General features: G+C 56.3%; 16 protein-coding genes. 2 read left to right on the top strand and 14 right to left on the bottom strand.

From position 1 onward, the window contains the following. Positions 1–43: 43 nt before the first annotated feature. Genes NXT09_RS05365 through pilL2 form a run of 7 tightly spaced genes read right to left on the bottom strand, consistent with a single transcriptional unit; the run spans position 44 to position 6006 of the window. Positions 44–793, bottom strand: coding sequence for a TIGR03747 family integrating conjugative element membrane protein (locus NXT09_RS05365; protein ID WP_039498898.1), 750 nt, complete (start codon positions 791–793; stop codon positions 44–46). Next, positions 790–2949, bottom strand: a complete 2160-nt coding sequence (gene traD / locus NXT09_RS05360; protein ID WP_039498897.1) for a type IV conjugative transfer system coupling protein TraD — start codon at positions 2947–2949, stop codon at positions 790–792. The genes NXT09_RS05365 and traD overlap by 4 nt, the downstream gene beginning before the upstream one ends. Before the next feature lie 4 nt (positions 2950–2953). Further along, positions 2954–3493, bottom strand: coding sequence for an integrating conjugative element protein (locus NXT09_RS05355; protein ID WP_039498896.1), 540 nt, complete (start codon positions 3491–3493; stop codon positions 2954–2956). Beyond that, entirely contained in the window at positions 3490–4080 is a 591-nt protein-coding gene (locus NXT09_RS05350; protein ID WP_039325579.1) for a transglycosylase SLT domain-containing protein, read from the bottom strand. Before NXT09_RS05350 ends, NXT09_RS05355 begins: the two co-directional genes overlap by 4 nt. Continuing rightward, positions 4062–4778, bottom strand: a complete 717-nt coding sequence (locus NXT09_RS05345) for a TIGR03759 family integrating conjugative element protein (RefSeq protein WP_039498894.1) — start codon at positions 4776–4778, stop codon at positions 4062–4064. Before NXT09_RS05345 ends, NXT09_RS05350 begins: the two co-directional genes overlap by 19 nt. An 11-nt stretch (positions 4779–4789) precedes the next feature. Beyond that, positions 4790–5440 carry a hypothetical protein gene (locus tag NXT09_RS05340; RefSeq protein ID WP_039498892.1) on the bottom strand — a complete coding sequence of 217 codons (651 nt, stop codon included), beginning with the start codon at positions 5438–5440 and terminating at the stop codon, positions 4790–4792. Beyond that, the gene (gene pilL2 / locus NXT09_RS05335; RefSeq protein WP_039498883.1) at positions 5437–6006 is read right to left on the bottom strand and encodes a PFGI-1 class ICE element type IV pilus protein PilL2; all 570 of its coding nucleotides are present in this window, start codon (positions 6004–6006) and stop codon (positions 5437–5439) included. The genes NXT09_RS05340 and pilL2 overlap by 4 nt, the downstream gene beginning before the upstream one ends. 197 nt (positions 6007–6203) lie before the next feature. Here pilL2 and NXT09_RS05330 point away from each other — a divergent pair, with 197 nt between their 5' ends. Further along, on the top strand, positions 6204–7994 hold the full coding sequence (locus NXT09_RS05330; RefSeq protein ID WP_039503361.1) for an ATP-dependent nuclease: 1791 nt from the start codon (positions 6204–6206) through the stop codon (positions 7992–7994). After that, positions 7981–9801: an ATP-dependent helicase gene (locus NXT09_RS05325; RefSeq protein ID WP_005966958.1), complete on the top strand. Its 1821-nt coding sequence runs from the start codon at positions 7981–7983 to the stop codon at positions 9799–9801. Before NXT09_RS05330 ends, NXT09_RS05325 begins: the two co-directional genes overlap by 14 nt. Positions 9802–9884: 83 nt before the next feature. On the opposite strand, the gene NXT09_RS05320 is transcribed toward NXT09_RS05325, so the two are convergent. The 7 genes from NXT09_RS05320 to NXT09_RS05290 form a co-directional block, all read right to left on the bottom strand. Beyond that, positions 9885–12164 carry a DEAD/DEAH box helicase family protein gene (locus NXT09_RS05320; protein ID WP_039505878.1) on the bottom strand — a complete coding sequence of 760 codons (2280 nt, stop codon included), beginning with the start codon at positions 12162–12164 and terminating at the stop codon, positions 9885–9887. Between the two features lie 96 nt (positions 12165–12260). Then, on the bottom strand, positions 12261–12572 hold the full coding sequence (locus NXT09_RS05315; RefSeq protein ID WP_039503359.1) for a hypothetical protein: 312 nt from the start codon (positions 12570–12572) through the stop codon (positions 12261–12263). Between the two features lie 139 nt (positions 12573–12711). Then, positions 12712–13821, bottom strand: a complete 1110-nt coding sequence (locus NXT09_RS05310; RefSeq protein ID WP_039503358.1) for a DUF6094 domain-containing protein — start codon at positions 13819–13821, stop codon at positions 12712–12714. 70 nt (positions 13822–13891) lie between these two features. After that, entirely contained in the window at positions 13892–14539 is a 648-nt protein-coding gene (locus tag NXT09_RS05305; RefSeq protein ID WP_039503356.1) for a hypothetical protein, read from the bottom strand. Between the two features lie 93 nt (positions 14540–14632). After that, on the bottom strand, positions 14633–15307 hold the full coding sequence (locus tag NXT09_RS05300) for a DUF3275 family protein (protein WP_039503354.1): 675 nt from the start codon (positions 15305–15307) through the stop codon (positions 14633–14635). An 82-nt stretch (positions 15308–15389) separates the two neighbouring features. Further along, positions 15390–16310: a DUF3577 domain-containing protein gene (locus NXT09_RS05295; protein WP_039503352.1), complete on the bottom strand. Its 921-nt coding sequence runs from the start codon at positions 16308–16310 to the stop codon at positions 15390–15392. Between the two features lie 470 nt (positions 16311–16780). Next, on the bottom strand, positions 16781–17146 hold the full coding sequence (locus NXT09_RS05290) for a DUF3085 domain-containing protein (protein WP_039503351.1): 366 nt from the start codon (positions 17144–17146) through the stop codon (positions 16781–16783). Between the last annotated feature and the right edge of the window lie 144 nt (positions 17147–17290).

Here is a 17290-nt window from a genome sequence, read left to right as displayed (position 1 = left end):
ATTTTTCGTTGCGATAGCACCTGCACTGGTTCTTTTGCCGTCCTCACAAATATTTCTTAAAGCTACTCGCCGTCAGAGCCACCGCGACGCCCAACAATGCAACTCCGGGCAGCAGAATCATCAGTGGATGCACTGATATCGGCAGCGCCAGATAGGTTACCCAGGGCAGCAAAGCCAGCGGCAGTAACGCGGCCTTTGCCCTGTGATAAATAAAGCCTGATTCCCGACCCGCTCCAAACTTGCGTACATCGCGCCGCACCAGGCCATCAACCAGGCCCACAAACACAGCCATGACAACGAGCGGCAATGTCAGTACCAGTACCAGCAAGCGCACCATGAACGTCAGTACGGTGAAAGCTGCGGCGATCAGATAATTTTCTGACCACACATAGACTTGGCTCATGAAGTAGCTGAAGTCACGTGTGAATGTCTGGCTGGGAGCACGCGCACGCTCGGCGGTCTGCTGCATGCGCTCAAGCAGTCCGGTCTTAACGAACATCCATCTATAGCCGGTATCGACGATCTGGTGTGCCGTGCGGCCCGGCTCCTGCACGATGACGCTGCGGGTAAAGCTATTCGACAGGTGTCCCAATTCGTACTGCAGCATCGCCTGCGAGTGTTGCCAGCCCTGGTCTTTCCAGAAAAGATGCATACCTGCGCATTCCACGATGATTGAAATCAGCAATGAGCCAATCAGCACTCCCACTAACCTGAATGGCAAGGTAATGACACTCGCCAGCAGGCTTTGTCGGCGTGTTTGCTGATGTTGCGCCGTAGCCGCTGGATCGCTCATGGCGCTTTACTCTGGTCGGTAAGACTGTCGACATCTTCATCGAGCAATTCAGGCGGTAGAGCGTGCTCCTGCAGCGTGGGCGATCCCTGGTTCTGCCACCATTGACCCGTATCGGTGTAGCTTTGACGCATGTAGCCTGCCAATTGCTGAAGATCCGTCGGCATGATTTCATCTGGATCGGGGGCAGGCAGGGGCATGCGGACTTTCCACAGGTTTCCGCCTTGAAGCAGCGCGAAGCACTGTCCCTTCGGAAGTTGAACCACATGGGACGGTTCAATCATCGGCATGCTCGACATGCTGATGCGATCCTGTGTGTTGCTGGTGAAGTCGGTTTTGGCGTGGATGTCGGAGCTGTCTGTCGCGCCGCTGACCACGGTCGTCGTGTAGACCTCCACCTTGGGCAACTGTTTTGTGAGCAGCTCGGAGGTGGCTGTCTCGCGCACGCGCAGCATGAACAGGTTGTTGAAATTGCCGACGACTTGACCGGCTTTGGCGCGATTGCCGATGCGGGCTTCAATATCGCTCAGTGTTTGAGTGTAAGCGGTGACCTGGATGCCAGCACCGCCGCCTTTGTTGATCATCGGGATGAATTCGTCTCCCATGAGTTCATTGAATTCATCGGCATGAACATTGATTGGTACTTTGGTGTCAGCCGATGCACCGGGCAGGCCATCGTCGATGCCGAATTTATAGATGTGTCCGGCCACAGAGACCATATCGCTGAACATCGAGTTGCCCACCGCAGCGGCGACTTCGGCATCGGAGAGCGCATCGAGTCCGACGTAGACGACTGCGCGTTTCCTGATGATCTGCATCCAGTCGAAAATCGGCCTGGGGTCACTCAGATCCGAGTAGTTCGGTGCCAGCAACTGGGCGATTTTGCCACTGGTGAGTTTTTCAAGCAGAGGTAGCAGGCTGGCGACGATCTTGTCGAAATAGGTTTTGTCGTAGCGAACCGCTGATTTCAGTCCGTCCAGTACTGGGTCGTAGTTACGGGCCTGGCTAAGATATTGTTCAAGGGCGACCACGCGCTTTTCGCGGCCGATCATGTTCCTGGGAATGTTCTTCTCGTTGAGCTTGGCTTCAATCTGGACGATGACCTCCCAGGCTTTCGGTTCTGTGCGGGCGAAGTAGTGTTGGGCGTACTCGATGAACAACGCATCGATATTGATGACATGGCGCTGAATCAGCAGGTAGTCAGGTCGTTGCCCCAGTTCGATCAATGCGCGTGCAATCACATTGACGAATCTCCAGGCAAATTCTCTGAATGCAGCAGAGTTACCCTCTCCGGAAAGCTGCCCTGCGATGCGGGTCGCGACTTCGCTGATACGACCAAAACGCCCCACCGCGTTGTAACGGGCACTGATCTCCGGCCACCCCAGATGAAACACGTAGAACGCATTCTCTCTGCCTGCACGTCTGGCCTCGACGAACATTCTTTTGAGCAGATCCGCATCGCCTTTAGGGTCGAAAACAATGACCACTTCGTGCTCGCCCAGGTGATTCTTTCGACGAATATCCTGGGTGATGAATAATTCAGCCAGCCGCGTTTTGCCTACGCGCGTGGTGCCCAGTACCAGGGAGTGGCCGACACGCTCACCCAAGGGCAGGCTGACGTCCACCTCGTCAGGCTCAATACCATGCAGACGCGGTAAGCCGCCAACGGGCGGTAATGGCCGTACCGGATTGAGCGGTATATCCCAGGTCGTAAGACGGGGCAGTTGCGATAATGGGAATGGTGCGAGCTCCAGCCGCTCCTCCAGACGTCGGGCCAACTGGTAGGTGGATGTTGGCTCTACATAACGCCTGAACTCAGGCCGGTAGGTTTGCATCAACCGGTGAGTGTGTTTCTGCTCCCAACGAAACCCTTTGCCAATGAACAAGCGTTGTTGGCTGACTGGCACGTCGCGGCTGGTCATCACGTAACGCGGCAGGCGACGGATACTGCGTCGGTAGCGCAGGATCACCTGTGCATCGCGCCAGCGCAGTGTGCCAAAAACTCCGAAGGCCAGTGCGCTGCCGATGCCTATGTCCGGACTCAGCGCGAGAGACCATGGAGCAGTCAGGCACAGCAATGCAGCTCCGGCACAAACCGCAACGGTATAGAGTTCTACGGGGGGACGCAGCAGTACCTCGACCGGCTGAGACTGTGCCATTGTGTTATTGCTCAATGCCCGTGCTGGTGATGAGCGCGGGGTAATGCCGCAGGCCAAGTCGCTCAGCCAGGTCATCGGCCGCCACTGGCGCAAACTGCAGACCTGGTGCGATAGCACGCAGGCGTGCCAGGCCGTCTTCGGTCTCGACGTTGACCACCAGGCCGATGGCACCTCGTTCGTGAAGTAATACGCTTTGGCGCTGCAGCCACGCATGGGATGCCTCATCGTCGCCGACCAGAAAGAACGGTTGCAGGCCCGGTGCATCGATGACCCGGCGTGCTACGGTGCCAGGGGAGAGCTTCGGGCTGCGTACTGGCAGCATGTCTGCTTCGGTTGCTGGGTTTACCTGTATCGGCGGCATGACAATGGGAGGGCGTGGAGTATCGGGTGAGCGTACCTGAAGGTTGAGCGCCTCGTAGTACGGCAGAGCAGAGGCCCCGCCGTGGTTTTCCACCACAATCGGCGGCTGGGCTGCGTGAATCAACGGCGGTACGGTGGTCAGTGTTAGGAACAGGCCGTATGCCGTCTTGATGTGGATCGTCATGGGGTGGTTTCCTTGCTGAGAGTGGTGGGGACAGTTTGCTGCGGCCCCAATACACGTTGAAGGTGTTGCGACACACTGCGCCGGTAGCGTGCCGCAGGCGCACCGCCAGCAGGTCGGTGGTAGCGACCCATTGCCAGCAGCCAGTCTTCGCCGGGGATATGCTGCTCCTTGAGGATCTGTGCCGCGATCGTCAGGTTGTTGTACGGATCGAGTAAGTCGCAGGGCTGGCGGTAGCGGTGCTTTTGCCAACCGAGATTGATCTGTCCCAGGCCCACGTCAATGCGGGTAAGTGGTACGTCTTGCAGGGCCTGGTGTACTCCTGCACAGGCCTGAGCCTGGCTGGTGTATCGGCGAGACTGGCCTGCCACATTCAGCGACCACGGCCACGGCACGATACGTTCTGCACGGCGCACACCACTTTCCTGCAACGCCACTGCATAAAGGACGACAGAGGGAACACCCGCGCGTTGAGCTGCCAACTGGTAGGCCGGTGGGGGGATCTCCTGGGCCTGAGCCAGGCCAGCCATCAGTATGCTTACCAGCAACGTCCACCTTCGTTGCATGGATGTCAGGGCTGACGCTGCCATTGACCATTTACCTGTCTGACACTGGCGGGCAGGTCTCCGGACAGCCCAAGAGACAACCAGCGACCTGCGTCGTGGTTCAGTGTGATGGTGCTATTGCGTACCTGCTCTGGGTCAATCTGTGCGCGTCTGGCCCAATCCCGGATGCGTACATCGTCCTGGCGTGAACCGACCATATACAGGTCGAAGGGCGTGCCGGAGGTCTGTAAGCGCTGCACAAGTTGGGCGCATGGCTGGCAATTCTCCTTGACGAACACCGCCGTGCGTCCGTTTCCGGTTACCGTGTTTTTGTTGAGTCCGGCATCAGGCAAATTTACCCGCAGCATGTCGGGATTCTGTCTTTGCCAGGCTTCGTCGTACGCTCGCTGATAGGCCAGCAGTTTTTCAACACGACGTGCTTCTGCCTGTACTTGTAGTTCGGCATAGCGTTGTCGCTCGTCGTCACTGCGGGCCTCGATGCCCAATGCTGATAGTGGGTCGAGGTTGGGTGAGTAGGTGCCGAGGGGCCCCTCCATGAGTTCGCGATAGCGCAACCATTCGTCAGTGTTCAAGCCCCAATCCTGCGCCAGACGTTCGTCCCGGTGCTGTTCGACCTGGGTCGGTACGATACGGGATTGCATCGTGGTGGAGGGCTGTGCCATCGCGGACATTGTCAGAGTGGCCAGTGTGGCAGTGAGGAGGATCGTCATCAGACGTTTCATGGTCTTCTCCATCAGGGGATCGCCAGGCGTCGTGTCTGCCCGGCACGGCTGAAAATTGCGGTGTCGCCATCGATGGTTTCCAGTCGCCACTGGCTCACGGTTTCATCGGGTAATACAAGCTGGATTTGCTCAGGTGCGGGTTCTCCACTGGCCGGTGCAATCGATACCATGCGTTGTCCTGCGCGCAGCTCCAGACCCAGGATGCGAAACGGGAATGGCATTTTCCTGGGCGCGGTAGCAGCAGGATTGGTGGTGCGGCTGGTGGTTGGGGCGCTTTGAATGGCTGCTTTCTGTTGAGACTTGAGTTGCACCAGCTCATCACGAAGCGTTTGCACGACTTGTGTGGAGGCGTAGTTTTCTTGCTTTTGCTCCATCTGAGCAATACGCGTTTCCAGACTTTGTTGCATGCTTCGTAAGGCTGTTGCACTGGCAGGGACCGGGCGTGCTTCAAGAGCCTGTATGTTGTCGGCCAGCTCTGTCAGCCGACCTTCCAGTACCTGAATCTGTTGCAGGCTGGCATCCACCTGCTCGCGTTTGACCAAATTGGCTGTTGCGCGATAGTTCAGGACGGCAAGAGCAGTCAGTACACCCAGCCACACCCAGACCAGGAGTCGGATGATCATGGTTGAGGTGTGTCTCAACGTGATGGCGGTGTTGTTCATGGTTGCCCTCCGGTAGGAGGGAGGGGCTTAACTGCTTCGGCGACCTGAGTGTCGCCATTTGCTGTGCCAGTGCCTGCGTCGATATCGGTGCGTTTGAAGCACACTTGTCGCGTACGGTTATCGACATACAGCGCCCAGAACGGCCCGGCCAATGTAAGCAATGCCTCCCGCAAGGTCATCGGGCCGAGGTGCAGATGCGCAGCGGGCAGTGGCAGTGAATAGAGTTCAATAACAGACTGGGCCGTTTCGCAGAGCTGGTAGCCACTTCGCTTGAGGGCGTGCCGCAAGCCATCACCCACGGTAGCGCGGGAATGCTCGGGTATGGATACGTCGATCACCTGCAGCAACAGATCACGCTGCGCCGCATCGGGAGCCAGTTCGACCAGGGTATAGCGTCCGTAACGTACAACGGGAATGAAGTCCGGCGTAGCGTCGGGAACCGAGGTGACCGCTTTGATGGGCGGAGAGGGGAGCTGGGCAGTGGTTGTTGTGCATCCGCTGCTCAAGGCTGCAATGATCAGCAGGTGACTGACAAACAGCCGCCGGATTGAATGTGTTGGTGACATGGTTCAGCTCTCTATAGCGATGAGCTGTTACCTTCGTCTGAGGCGTGGGGTTGATCAGCAAAGAATGCGCAATGAGCATGAGCCGTTTTGATCTCAACCGTATCTACTTCGCAGATTTGGTAGCGCCAGGCAGTATCTTACAGTTTGAGTGCTACTATTATTTTTTGGAAGATAAATAAAAAGATAGGGAGGTAGCAATGCGGATTTCTCGAGTCCGGTTAATTAATTTCGCCAACTTCTCCAACGTTGATGTTGAAACGGGTGAAAGCATTGTTATTGTCGGTGAGAACAAAGTAGGTAAGAGCAATTTTATTCGCGGCTTGCAGTTGATTCTTGACCCTGGGTTGTCCGAGCGCGATCGGCAACTGGGCTTTGAACATTTTTGGGATGGATTAGGCGAAGAAAAATTGGGGGAGACGATTGAAATTTCAGTGGATCTTACTGATTTTACTGACGATCCCCGATTGATGGCTCATCTGAATGATTGTGTTGTTAATCCAGGACCACCCATGGTGGCTCGTCTTACCTATCGCTTTCAGCCAAAAACCGAGTTAAATCGTGCCCCTGAATCGCTAAAAGACTATGAGTATGTGATCTTCGGTGGTACTGATCCCGATATGCATATTGGCGGAGCGCTTCGCCGTATGTTACCCATAGATGTTCAGGGCGCGTTGCGTGATGCTGAGAAGGATCTTTCAAGCTGGCGCAATTCACCATTGAGACCACTTATTGAGGAGCTCACCGCGTCGCTAGATGATGATGCTCGTGAGGAAATTCAGACTCAGATCGACGAGGCTCAACGGGAGCTGGCTGGTCATGATGACGTAGTGGCGACAGCTGAACGAATTAGCGAACGGTTGGTAGCTATCGCGGGTGATCAACATGCCGTTCCAGTATCGCTGGGGCTTGCTCCGGCTCGCGTTGATGCTCTGCTACGCAGCTTACGCTTGTTGCTCGACAATGGTATCCGTGGCATTGGTGATGCCAGCCTTGGGACGGCCAATCTGATTTTCCTTGCCCTGAAAAGCCTCGAGCTTGATCGTCTTGTTGATGACGGAGAACGAGACCATACGTTTTTCGTCGTCGAGGAGCCAGAAGCACACCTACATCCGCATGTGCAGCGCCTTGTCTATCGTTACTTCTTGGGCACTGATGGAGATAATCGTGATGAAAGTACTCCGCTGACAACGATTCTGACCACCCATTCCCCACATATCGCCAGCGTTACGCCAATCAGATCCATCGTTCTGCTGCGTCATGACCCGGAGGAAGAGGAGACAATTGCTCTTTCAACGGTAAATGCACCATTCACGCAGCGGGATGAGGATGATCTACAGCGCTATATTGATGTCACTCGTGGCGAAATATTTTTTTCGCGAGGTGTTGTCCTTGTTGAGGGCGATGCTGAGCGTTTCCTTGTCCCAGCTTTCGCTGATGCACTGGGTATCCCGCTCGACATGCTTGGGATCACTGTGTGTTCGGTCGGTGGAACTAATTTCACCCCGTATGTGAAACTCCTAGGGCCACAAGGGCTTGATATTCCTCATGTGATTCTGACAGACCGTGATCCAGTGAACGGCAGGCATCCACGTGTTCGCAGACGGTTCATCAGTCTCCTTGAATTGGTTGAATATGAGCACTACCGCGACTACGAAAATATGGATGCTGAAGATGTGATCGGACTTGCCAACGATTACGGGTATTTCGTTAATGAGAATACCCTTGAAACTGAACTGTTCGAAAGCGGACTGGCTGAGGAGATGATAGATGTAATCCGACAGGAACTTCCACAACTGAAGCAAGAGACTCTAAATACATTGCAGCAATGGCTGGACGATGGTGAAGTCGATCAAGGTCGGTTGTTGAAGCTAATTGAGCGAATTGGCAAAGGGCGGTTCGCTCATGCGCTGTCCTCCTCGGTGTCGGAGGATGTTTGCCCAGATTACATTCGTGAAGCACTGGAGCATATCCGCGATGCCGTCGCGTAGTGTAAGTGCAGCCTACCTAGCCCAGGCTTCCGAGTTGGCTGGAAATCCTGGTCAGTTAGCCGCGTATAACTCCCTGGGGCATTGCGTTGTGCTTGCCGGGCCTGGAAGTGGCAAGACCAAGACACTTGTACTGAAACTGGCCCGTATCTTGGCCGAGGATGTTCAGGCACCGCGTGGTGCTGCATGCATCACATATAGCCAGGAATGCGCGCGTGAGTTGACACGTCGTCTTGAAGCGCTGGGGCTCAGAGAGGCACCGAATCTCTTTGTCGGAACCGTTCATGGGTTCTGTTTGCGTCATCTGTTGATGCCTTATGGGCGATTGGCCGATCTGCCGATCTCATTTCCGCTGTCGGTGGCTTCTCAGCGTGTGAGTGATCGGTTACTGCGACAATCTGGTGATCAGCTCTTTGGCTCAGGTCATCCCCATAAGGCCATTGATCTCGGGCGGCATCGCCGTTCAGTGCTGGACCGCAACAGCACTGCTTGGCGTTCAGAGGAGGAACTCGCTGCCTGGACCGAGGCTTACGAATCGGCATTACGGCAGGATGGGCTAATCGACTACGACGACATGGTGGTATTCGGCCAGCGTCTGATCGTCGAGCATGATTGGGTTTTGCCCTTAGTTCAGGCGAAATTTCCGGTCCTCGCGGTGGATGAATATCAGGATTTGGGGGTGGCGCTCCATCGTATGGTCAAGCGTCTGGTTTTTGAGGGGGGCGTGCGCTTGTTCGCTGTGGGTGATTCAGACCAGTCGATATACGGTTTTACTGGGGCCAATGGTGCGTTGCTCATGGAGCTGGCAGGCAGTGAAGGCGTTGAAACAGTTAGGCTCCAATTAAACTATCGTTCAGGTGCGGGTATCGTCAGTGCTTCTGAGATGGCGCTGGGTGAGGCTCGTGGTTATCGCGCGAATGATCCAAACCGTCAGACGACTATTGAGTTTGTGTTGTGTCCTGAGGGGATGGCGGATCAAGCGACTCATGCCATTGCACAGATCATCCCTGCTGCTTTGGCTGCTAAACCAGGACGGACGCTTGGTGATATTGCCATTCTGTACAGAGACTATCGTGCCGGAGATATTGTGGCTGATGCGGTGACCGCTGGTGGTTTTGATTATATCCGTGTGGATAACGCAGCACCTTATCGCAAGGTTGCCTTGACCAGCTGGGTGGAAGATTGCGCCGCATGGTGCGCCGGTGGCTGGCGTGTTGGTCGTCCGCAATTGCGTGGGCTAATAGACCGCTACCTCGCGTTTCATCGGACGAGATTGGATGATGCGCAAGCTCGACGTGAGGGGCAGAGGCTAACCGCGCTGCTTTGGGCTCTACGCGCCGACCAACAGCCTGCGCGTGATTTTGTCACGTCGCTGCGCAATGGTATCGTTGATTCGTTGCTGGGCACTGAGCTGGTGCTTGCAGATCAGGCTGAGCAATTGAATCGCATGTCTGCAGCGCTTGCCGAAGGTGGTGCGTTGGCGGCGTTGGATATTGTGAGTTTGGGTGGGCGTGATGGCTCACCTGATCACCTTAATCTGCTGACGCTCCACTCTGCCAAAGGCTGCGAATACGACGTGGTCATTATGGTCGGCTTGGATCTGGGCAATCTGCCGTGGCGTGGTGAGACGCCAGAAAAGCTGCGTGAGAGCCGTCGCCTTTTCTATGTGGGGCTAACTCGAGCACGGGATGAGGTTCATATGCTGTATTCTGGTTTTGTTGATGGTCGCTACGGCTCGATGCGTCAGGGGCGTTCCCCATTTCTGGATGAGCTGGAGGGGCGGATGCGTGAGGCTGGTTTACGGCAGTAGGTATTGAACAGATGTCGAATATGGTTTACTACCAGTTAAAAAAACGCCAACATCCAAAGAGGATGCTGGCGTTATCGTGTGAACTACGCCGCGACAAGCTGTCGGGCCAGAGCGACTTCAATAGAGTCACCATCTTGATTAAGCACATCCAGTCCTGATTCAGGCACGTCTCCCGACGTGCTCTGAGAGACCAGAATTTTCTTCGCCATCAGAGCCAGGCAGGTCATCTGCGACGTGGCCGTATACCCCAGGTAGATCACCTTCACAGGCTGCTTTTGTCCGATACGCCAGGAACGACGTGCGGCCTGCTGCAGCGTGTACACGTTGTACCCAGATTGCATGAACACAATCGTTGGGAATTCCAGAAGATCCAGCCCCGTCTTGACCAGCTCGGGATTGGTGATGAGGACATCAATTCCTCTGTCGAGTTGTTCGGCAATCCAGTCTTCGCGTCGGCTGGCATCTACGCTCGCACGCAGTACCGCCACCTTGAAGCCCTCTTGCTCCAGCAACATCTTCAGCCTGCTGGTGGTGTCTCGCGTACCGGTGTAAACGGAATAGATCAGAGTCTTGCGACCTTTTGCTTTCTCCTGTTTGCAGATATTGATCAGTTCCCGCTCCTTGGGCATCACCTGCAGCTCATTGAACTGGGCCGGGGTGAAAGCCAGTACTTCTCGCGTACGTGGATGGCGCACGGTTTCAGTACGAAAGCAGCAGTCAGACCAGGCCAGCAGCACATTGAGCACCACGCCCAGCAGGGTAGTGTCCCGCTTTCGCAGGGCTTCCTTGAGCTGAGTCGTCAGGCTGGCAGCGAGCTTGCTGTAGGTATCACTTTGCTCAGCGTCCATCTCGACTTCCCTGAACTCTTCGTCATACGGGGGCAGTACGCCACCAATATCCCGGAGCTTGAGGAAAATCGTGAAGGGCAGAACGCAGCGAAGCACACCTTTGGGGCCGAACCCCGGCGCTTTGACTGTCCTGACGGTAACCTTCGAGCCTTTGGCGGTCTTGTGGGACGGACCATCGCTCTCGGAATAGATATCCTTGAGGACGCCGTGCTCCCGCATGAATGCCATGGCTGCAGCGTTCATACTGCCGCTGGCACTTGGTCGGTAGCCGTCTTCGATCATACGTCCGGGCAGCGCCCGGAACAGCAGATAGAACAAATCGGAAGCGTAGCCTCCCATCAGCGTGCCGGTGAGCAGCAGCGTTTTGCGGGTTTTGGCCGCAATAACACCCATGGCCTGACCTTGCGCGGAACCGCCTGTCTTGTACTCGTGGGCTTCGTCGGCGATGAGCAAATCGAACGTGCTTTGCGGCAGATACCGCTTCACAAATTCGCTGGGTTGATAACCGCCTTCACCGAAGCCGAACTCCATACTCGACATGGCGCGTTCCATGCGCTGAGCCTGCCTGTCTGAAAAGACCAATTCCCCTCGGTTGTCCATCAGGTTGATGAACTGGTGGAAGTTATCCCCCAGCATCGATGCCAGGAATGAATCGCCGAAGGTCTTCATCAGTTTGGCCGCAGTGGCTTCACCTATGGTTGGAATACGTTTCAGCGCCCGCAGTACCGCTGCGGATTGATCGCTGCCTGACAAACTACGTGGTCGCATCAGTGTCCAGAGGGCACTCTCGCAAAAACTACACTTGCGACGTACTTCCTCCGCGTCGAGTTCCAGTGCGTTGACCGGTTCGCCATCAAGATTGCGAACCATGGTGCCGCAGTGTGGACAAAGCCCAACTGTGCCGTGACGGGTGCGCTTGCGAACGAACGCGGGCTTCCAGTGGAATCCCATGCGCATGCGCACACGGCCAATGATGAAAAATTCCTGTCCATCGGCTGGCACATTCAGTTGCTCGCGCAGCTTGATCAGTTTGAGCAGCGTGTCCGGGCCGTTGAGCACCCAGACTTTGGCCCCTGTGACGGTTTCGAGAATTTCCCTGCGCCATTTGTAGACCAGGTGTGGCGGGCTGAGGACGAGAGTGCGGCGATAGCCCTCCGCATTGAGCACCGCCGCCAGCGCGATGCCGACGGTGGTTTTTCCCGTTCCCATCTCACCATTGACGATGGCCGCACGCTCGCCCTGATTGACGAGCAACTCGGCCGCTGCATGCACGACCTCAGCCTGGGCGGGGAACAACTGTCGCTTGAGATTGGCCAGAATACGTTGTCGGTTTGCACGTGGCACGCCGTTGTAGACCGGTGGATTAGCCCGATTGAGAGAATCGAGCAATTCATCCCCGAACTCGCTGACAAAATCCTGCAGACTGATGGAGAGTTCGTCGTTCGCAGGGTCGAACAGATCGTCTGTTGCAGATGAGTGAGTGACTGCAGATGTCGCTTCGATTTGCATGGTCATGGAGATGCTCCAAAGAATGGGGCATGCACCACCCCAGGGGCGATGTATGCCCCTGGGGGAAGAAAAGTGGACGCCGTAGCGCCGCCTTTTGGAAGGTCAGTATTCGCTGGGTAACAACAGCGTAGTAACGCTGCGATCCCACTCAGTAATGATCCAGATTTTCAGATTAGGGTTGACCTGATACGAGGAAAATAAACGGTCTTCGCCTGACGCGAGCGCGTGGTCATTCTGCCGTCGGTCATTCTCCTCCAGTTCTCCCCAGTCGCCGCAGAGATGGCGGTTCAGATAAGCGGCTGGATTGAGATGCCCTTGTTCGACCAGATTGGCGATGCCGGAGGTCATGATGATTGCCCCTGGTGAAAAGCGCAGTTTGGTCACAGTGCTGAGAAAAAGTGCCTCGATTGCCATGAGATAGCTCCTTGAATAAACAAGGGGTCATGGCATGCCCAGTGGGGTGTCATGACCCCGGTGGGTGAGTGAAATGGACTGGCGTTGAACTCGGGTTCAGAGACCAGAAGATCGCGGGGGGCAGTTACCCCAGTGGGGATTAATGGATGGTGAGAATCCGTCCCAGCGTGGCTGAGTCAGGAGACAGGTCCCATGCTCTGATGACGGGCACGAACTTATCGGTGAGAACGCGCGTTTCGGCGATGGAGCCGTCATCGCGTTCGCAATACTCGGTGCTCGTCGCTTTTTGCTTGTAGGTATCCCCCTTGACTGCAAGCGTGCGACCGCTTGGGGACTGCACGACACCGGAGATAGCACCCGCCGCCAGGGCTAATGCCAGGTGCCATTCAGATAACGCACGAGCAGGCGCACGCAGCGACTGCTGCGCGGCACCGAGGTGAGTCTCGAACGCTGGCCACAAACCTCGCAGGCGTTGTACCTCTTCGGCGAACTGCATCGGCTCCATGCTGATGCGATAAAAATGCTCGGGTTCAGCCTGGGCGCTTGGAACGACATACGGCAATGATGTCCACTTGGACGGCAATTCCGCTGCTTCCTGTTCTCCCTGCCCAATTTGCAACAATCGGGTGCGGGTGGACTTCACGTCTTCACTCGCCAGATCGCGCTGGCGAACGCGACGACCAAACAGCACCACTTGTTTGAACTGTGTATCTACCGCACGGAAGACACGCAGGTCGGCGAAGTGGCGCGTAAGCCAGCCCACCATTTCCTGGTCGAGCACATAGGACGGAATGATGAAAACGAGAATGCCGTGGTACTGCAGCAGGGGTAGCGTCCGCTGGTAGAACAACTTTTCCAGTCGGGGCCGGCCTTTACCGTCGTAGCCGATATTGCCGTTGGCATCTCTGGATAAGTCGCCGTACGGTGGGTTGAGCCAAAGCAAGCCGAATGCCTGACGCGAAATGATGGTGTCCATCAAATCGGCATGGATACAGTGTTCGACCAACAACCGTGCATGACTGGCGCGCACCTGATCGTATTCGACAGCGTACGACCGGGTGTGAGCAAGCCCGAGGGCATGGGCGGCTTCGGCAATCGCAACGCCTTCGCCGGCACAAGGATCAATAATGCACATGGGCTCATCGCTGGGTGCCAGTGCGGCGAGTGTCCGTTCAAGCGTGGACTCATCGGTAGGGTAATAGCCATTTTTGGCAAAATTTCTGGCGAGCCGGGGAAACATGAGTGCCATAGGAACCTCCTGTCTGGCGGTGATGAAAGAAAGTGCAGGTGCCTGGTCAGGTGCGCCTGCTGTGGAATGGTCAGACCGCCGCTTGCGATGTGCAGATCTGTGACGGATAAGGATAGGCCGTGAGAGAGCCGTTACGAATAAGCCCACCCAGCGCGTCGGTGAGTGCTGGCACGTCCAGTCCAAGGCGAAAGCCCCGTAGCGGCCCGAGGGCGACCGGTAGCTCATGGAGCATGTCACGGCTGCGCAGCAACGCCAGCACCGGCATTTGCCAGTGGTCGAGCAGTGGCAGCGGACATGTGTCTTTGACGAGTTGCCACAAGCGAACTGTGGGTTCAGCAGCAGATCGCGGTAGTAGCGCCAGTGCGCTGGATGTGCTCTTGTCAGGGCAGATGCAGCGTTGGTCGAACAGCCACAGATTGGTGAGCGATCCAAACAGCGTGCGGCGATAGTTGCGGGTCAGGCGTTTTTCAAGGCGCTCGACCGAGGGGATGAACACTGGCACGGAGCCGCCGTGTTCTGTGATGAGGTGAAACTGGTTCAATCCATCCTCATCGCGACCCAGTGTGAGACGGGCGATAAATTGCTGGACGGCAGTATCCCGCGCCCAGATTGAGACAAAGACCAGATCGCCATTCTCGCGGCAGACGCAGGCATCGACCATCAGGTCAGTGCATTCGTCGATACGGAACAACGGTTGCGGTAATGAAGATTTGGGCATGGTGGTGTCCTCTATGAGATTGAGGGGCAACACCACCCGAAGGGCAGAGTTGCCCCGAAGGATTGGAAAAGCGTGCAGCGGTAGCTGTATGAATCAGGTCGCCAGAGATTCAGACTGGCGGTTCCACTGCTGGGCCGTAGCGTCGAACGCATAGCCCAACTGGCTCAACCGCCCGATTTGCAGGCGCAAGGTGCGGCGGTCAATGGTCGAGTCCAGCTTTACCGACTCACCCAGCGGCCAGAGGATGCCGAACAATGCGGTGTCGTCACTATCGGGATTGCCCGAGGCCGTCACCGTAGCGGAAGGCGCATCGACGCCGAATGGCGTGGTGTCGACCAGTGGGTCCTTGGAGGCTTGCACTGGGGTCGGCCTGGCCTTGGGTTTGGGCATTGCGGTTGGCGTGGGAACGGGTTGTGTACCCGATTCCTCATCAAGCGGATCGACATCCTGCGTGGCGAAGGCGCGAGCCTCTGCTTTGCTGAGTTTGTCGATACCAGACAAGGTCATGCCATCCAGGTTGGCCCGGATCTCGAATCGCATGCCGTCGCCGACAGGATAGGCTTTCGGATAAATATATCGAATCGCAAATTCACCCTCATACTTCCCCTCGGGATACTGCTCCAGTTCGGGATCTTTGACATGGAACAGCCCAAGGTGGGTGGTGAGACGACCGACTGTGAACCGGCCGTTACGACCGGATATTGTGCGGATTGCGAGTTGGCCGCGAACGATGATGGGGGGAGCGGATTGAACGGCTGCTGTAGCCATGGATAATCTCCTGGGATGCGTTGTACTACCGATAACCTTGGAAAAAGAGACAAGACCCCAATGTGAGGTCTTGCCGATCGGCTTAGAGTGAAGTGACGAGAGCGGGCTCTTCTTCTACCGAGGATTGCGCTTCAGGCCCGGCTGTACCAGACGTCGTAGAAGGCATATCCGCGCTGTTATCAGGGCTTTCTGACGCAGTGGATGCCACCGTAGCGTGCCCAGAAGAGGGGGGCTGGTTGGCAGTGGGATAGACCAATTGGCCATCGATCTTGATCAGACCAATATGGATCAATCTGGACTCCAGACTCGCAGCCGGCTCGCCGGCATGCTCGCCCTTCGTGCGAAGGTACGGATCGGCTTTCATGTCGTTGAGACGAAAGGCCACCAATACCTTGCGCTCAGCCTCGATGGCCTGCACGCAACGACGTACCAGATGTTGAGCCTCCGGCGCGGTCACGATGGTGTTGATGTACCGGTATTCCGGCTCTTCAACAGGCCCGGCCAGAGCACCAATGGTGCACGCGAGGAATGGGTCACCCTCCTTCGGTGTAACGTCTTTGGGTCGATTGAGGTAGCCAATGCCCCGAGTGATCAGTTCGTACTGTTCGATAGCCGCCAGTGTGGCAGGGTCGATCAGTTCAGCCTTCAGGAGTCGCCCCTTGAGGCTGGCTGCTGGCTCACCCTTGCGTTCACCGCTGGGGCGGATGAATGCATCACTCCACAGATCCCCCAGCCGGAACTTGACCATCGGGCGCTGCTTTGGATCATCCATGCCGACGTAGTGTTCGACCAGTTTTTTAGCCTCGGCACCTGAGACCTTGACGTCAAAATAGCGGGTGACCGGTTCTTTGACAGAGCCGACCAACGCGGCGATGGTGCAAGCCAGAAAGGGCTGAGCACGTCGGCCACCGCGTACGGGAACTTCCCGCACACGCTGCAGGCGACCGTAGCCTTCGGTGTGCAGATCAAAATAGGCTTTTCCGCCTGAAGTAGAATGAACCATGATGAAATCTCCATTAAAAAATGAAGCGGAGACACACTAGGCCCGATGGCGGGGGTGTGTAACCCCGCGATGGGTTGATAAGGCGAATGCATCCACGACCGGTATAAGCCGGTGGTAGTTCGCGTGAGGATGCTGGGCGAACTGGCTCGGCTATGCGGTTTTCGCCGCACCGCAACCTGGGGCCGAAGTTGCGTGGCATGTCGCTGACAACGTCAGCAAAACATGCAGACAGACTGCCTGTGTCTCAATGGCGAGGCGACAAGAAATGCGGACTGGGGGACTCCCCATTCCTGGAGTCTTGTATGGGGCTATTGATGTGCGCCAAGGTAGTCGTTATCGAAACCGCTGATACTTGCGGGTGTTGCTCCTGAAAATGTGAGGAATAGGGGAATATTTAGGTGATAGCTGGCAGGATGGTACATAGTGGACTGGAGAAGAAGAAGCCCCATAAAGGGGCTGGGAGACGAAGGTCAGTTGCTATCAGGGCTTGTCGCGACAACTTGCAGGAAAATTTGTGTTGCGGTAGCGGACACTTCGAGATCGCCGGCACCATCCAGGATGCCGGTAAACACCCTGTCGCTAGGCTCGAAGAATTCGCCAAAATCGTCGCCACCGAACTCGGCGCGTGAACGCTCCCACCAGTCGTCAAAGGGCGCAACATCAGGGTTGCAGCCAACCGCATAGGCGATCAACTTTTGACGCCCATCAGGATGGCGTTCACCATGCTCGGCAAGCCAGTAAACACCGTGGTCCTTGACCAGGATAATGCGGCATTGATTGGCAACAGCTTCGGCGATGACGGGCCGCAATTCGGCTCCTTTGAAGCGTAAAGTCATACAAGTTACTCCTGAGATGATGGTATGCCGGGCAACACAGTGAAGAACCGTTGTCCGGGGCGGGAGATTGGCGCGCGTCCCAGTCGAGGTACGGTAAGTAAACGAGGCTGAGCAGCTAACCCGCCGTGTAGGTGGGCTGTCTGT

It is taken from the genome of Pectobacterium jejuense, from assembly GCF_026800125.1.
Lineage (GTDB): Bacteria > Pseudomonadota > Gammaproteobacteria > Enterobacterales > Enterobacteriaceae > Pectobacterium > Pectobacterium jejuense.
The sequence above is the reverse complement of the archived record's forward strand: the minus strand, read 5'-3'. Positions and strand labels throughout refer to the sequence as shown.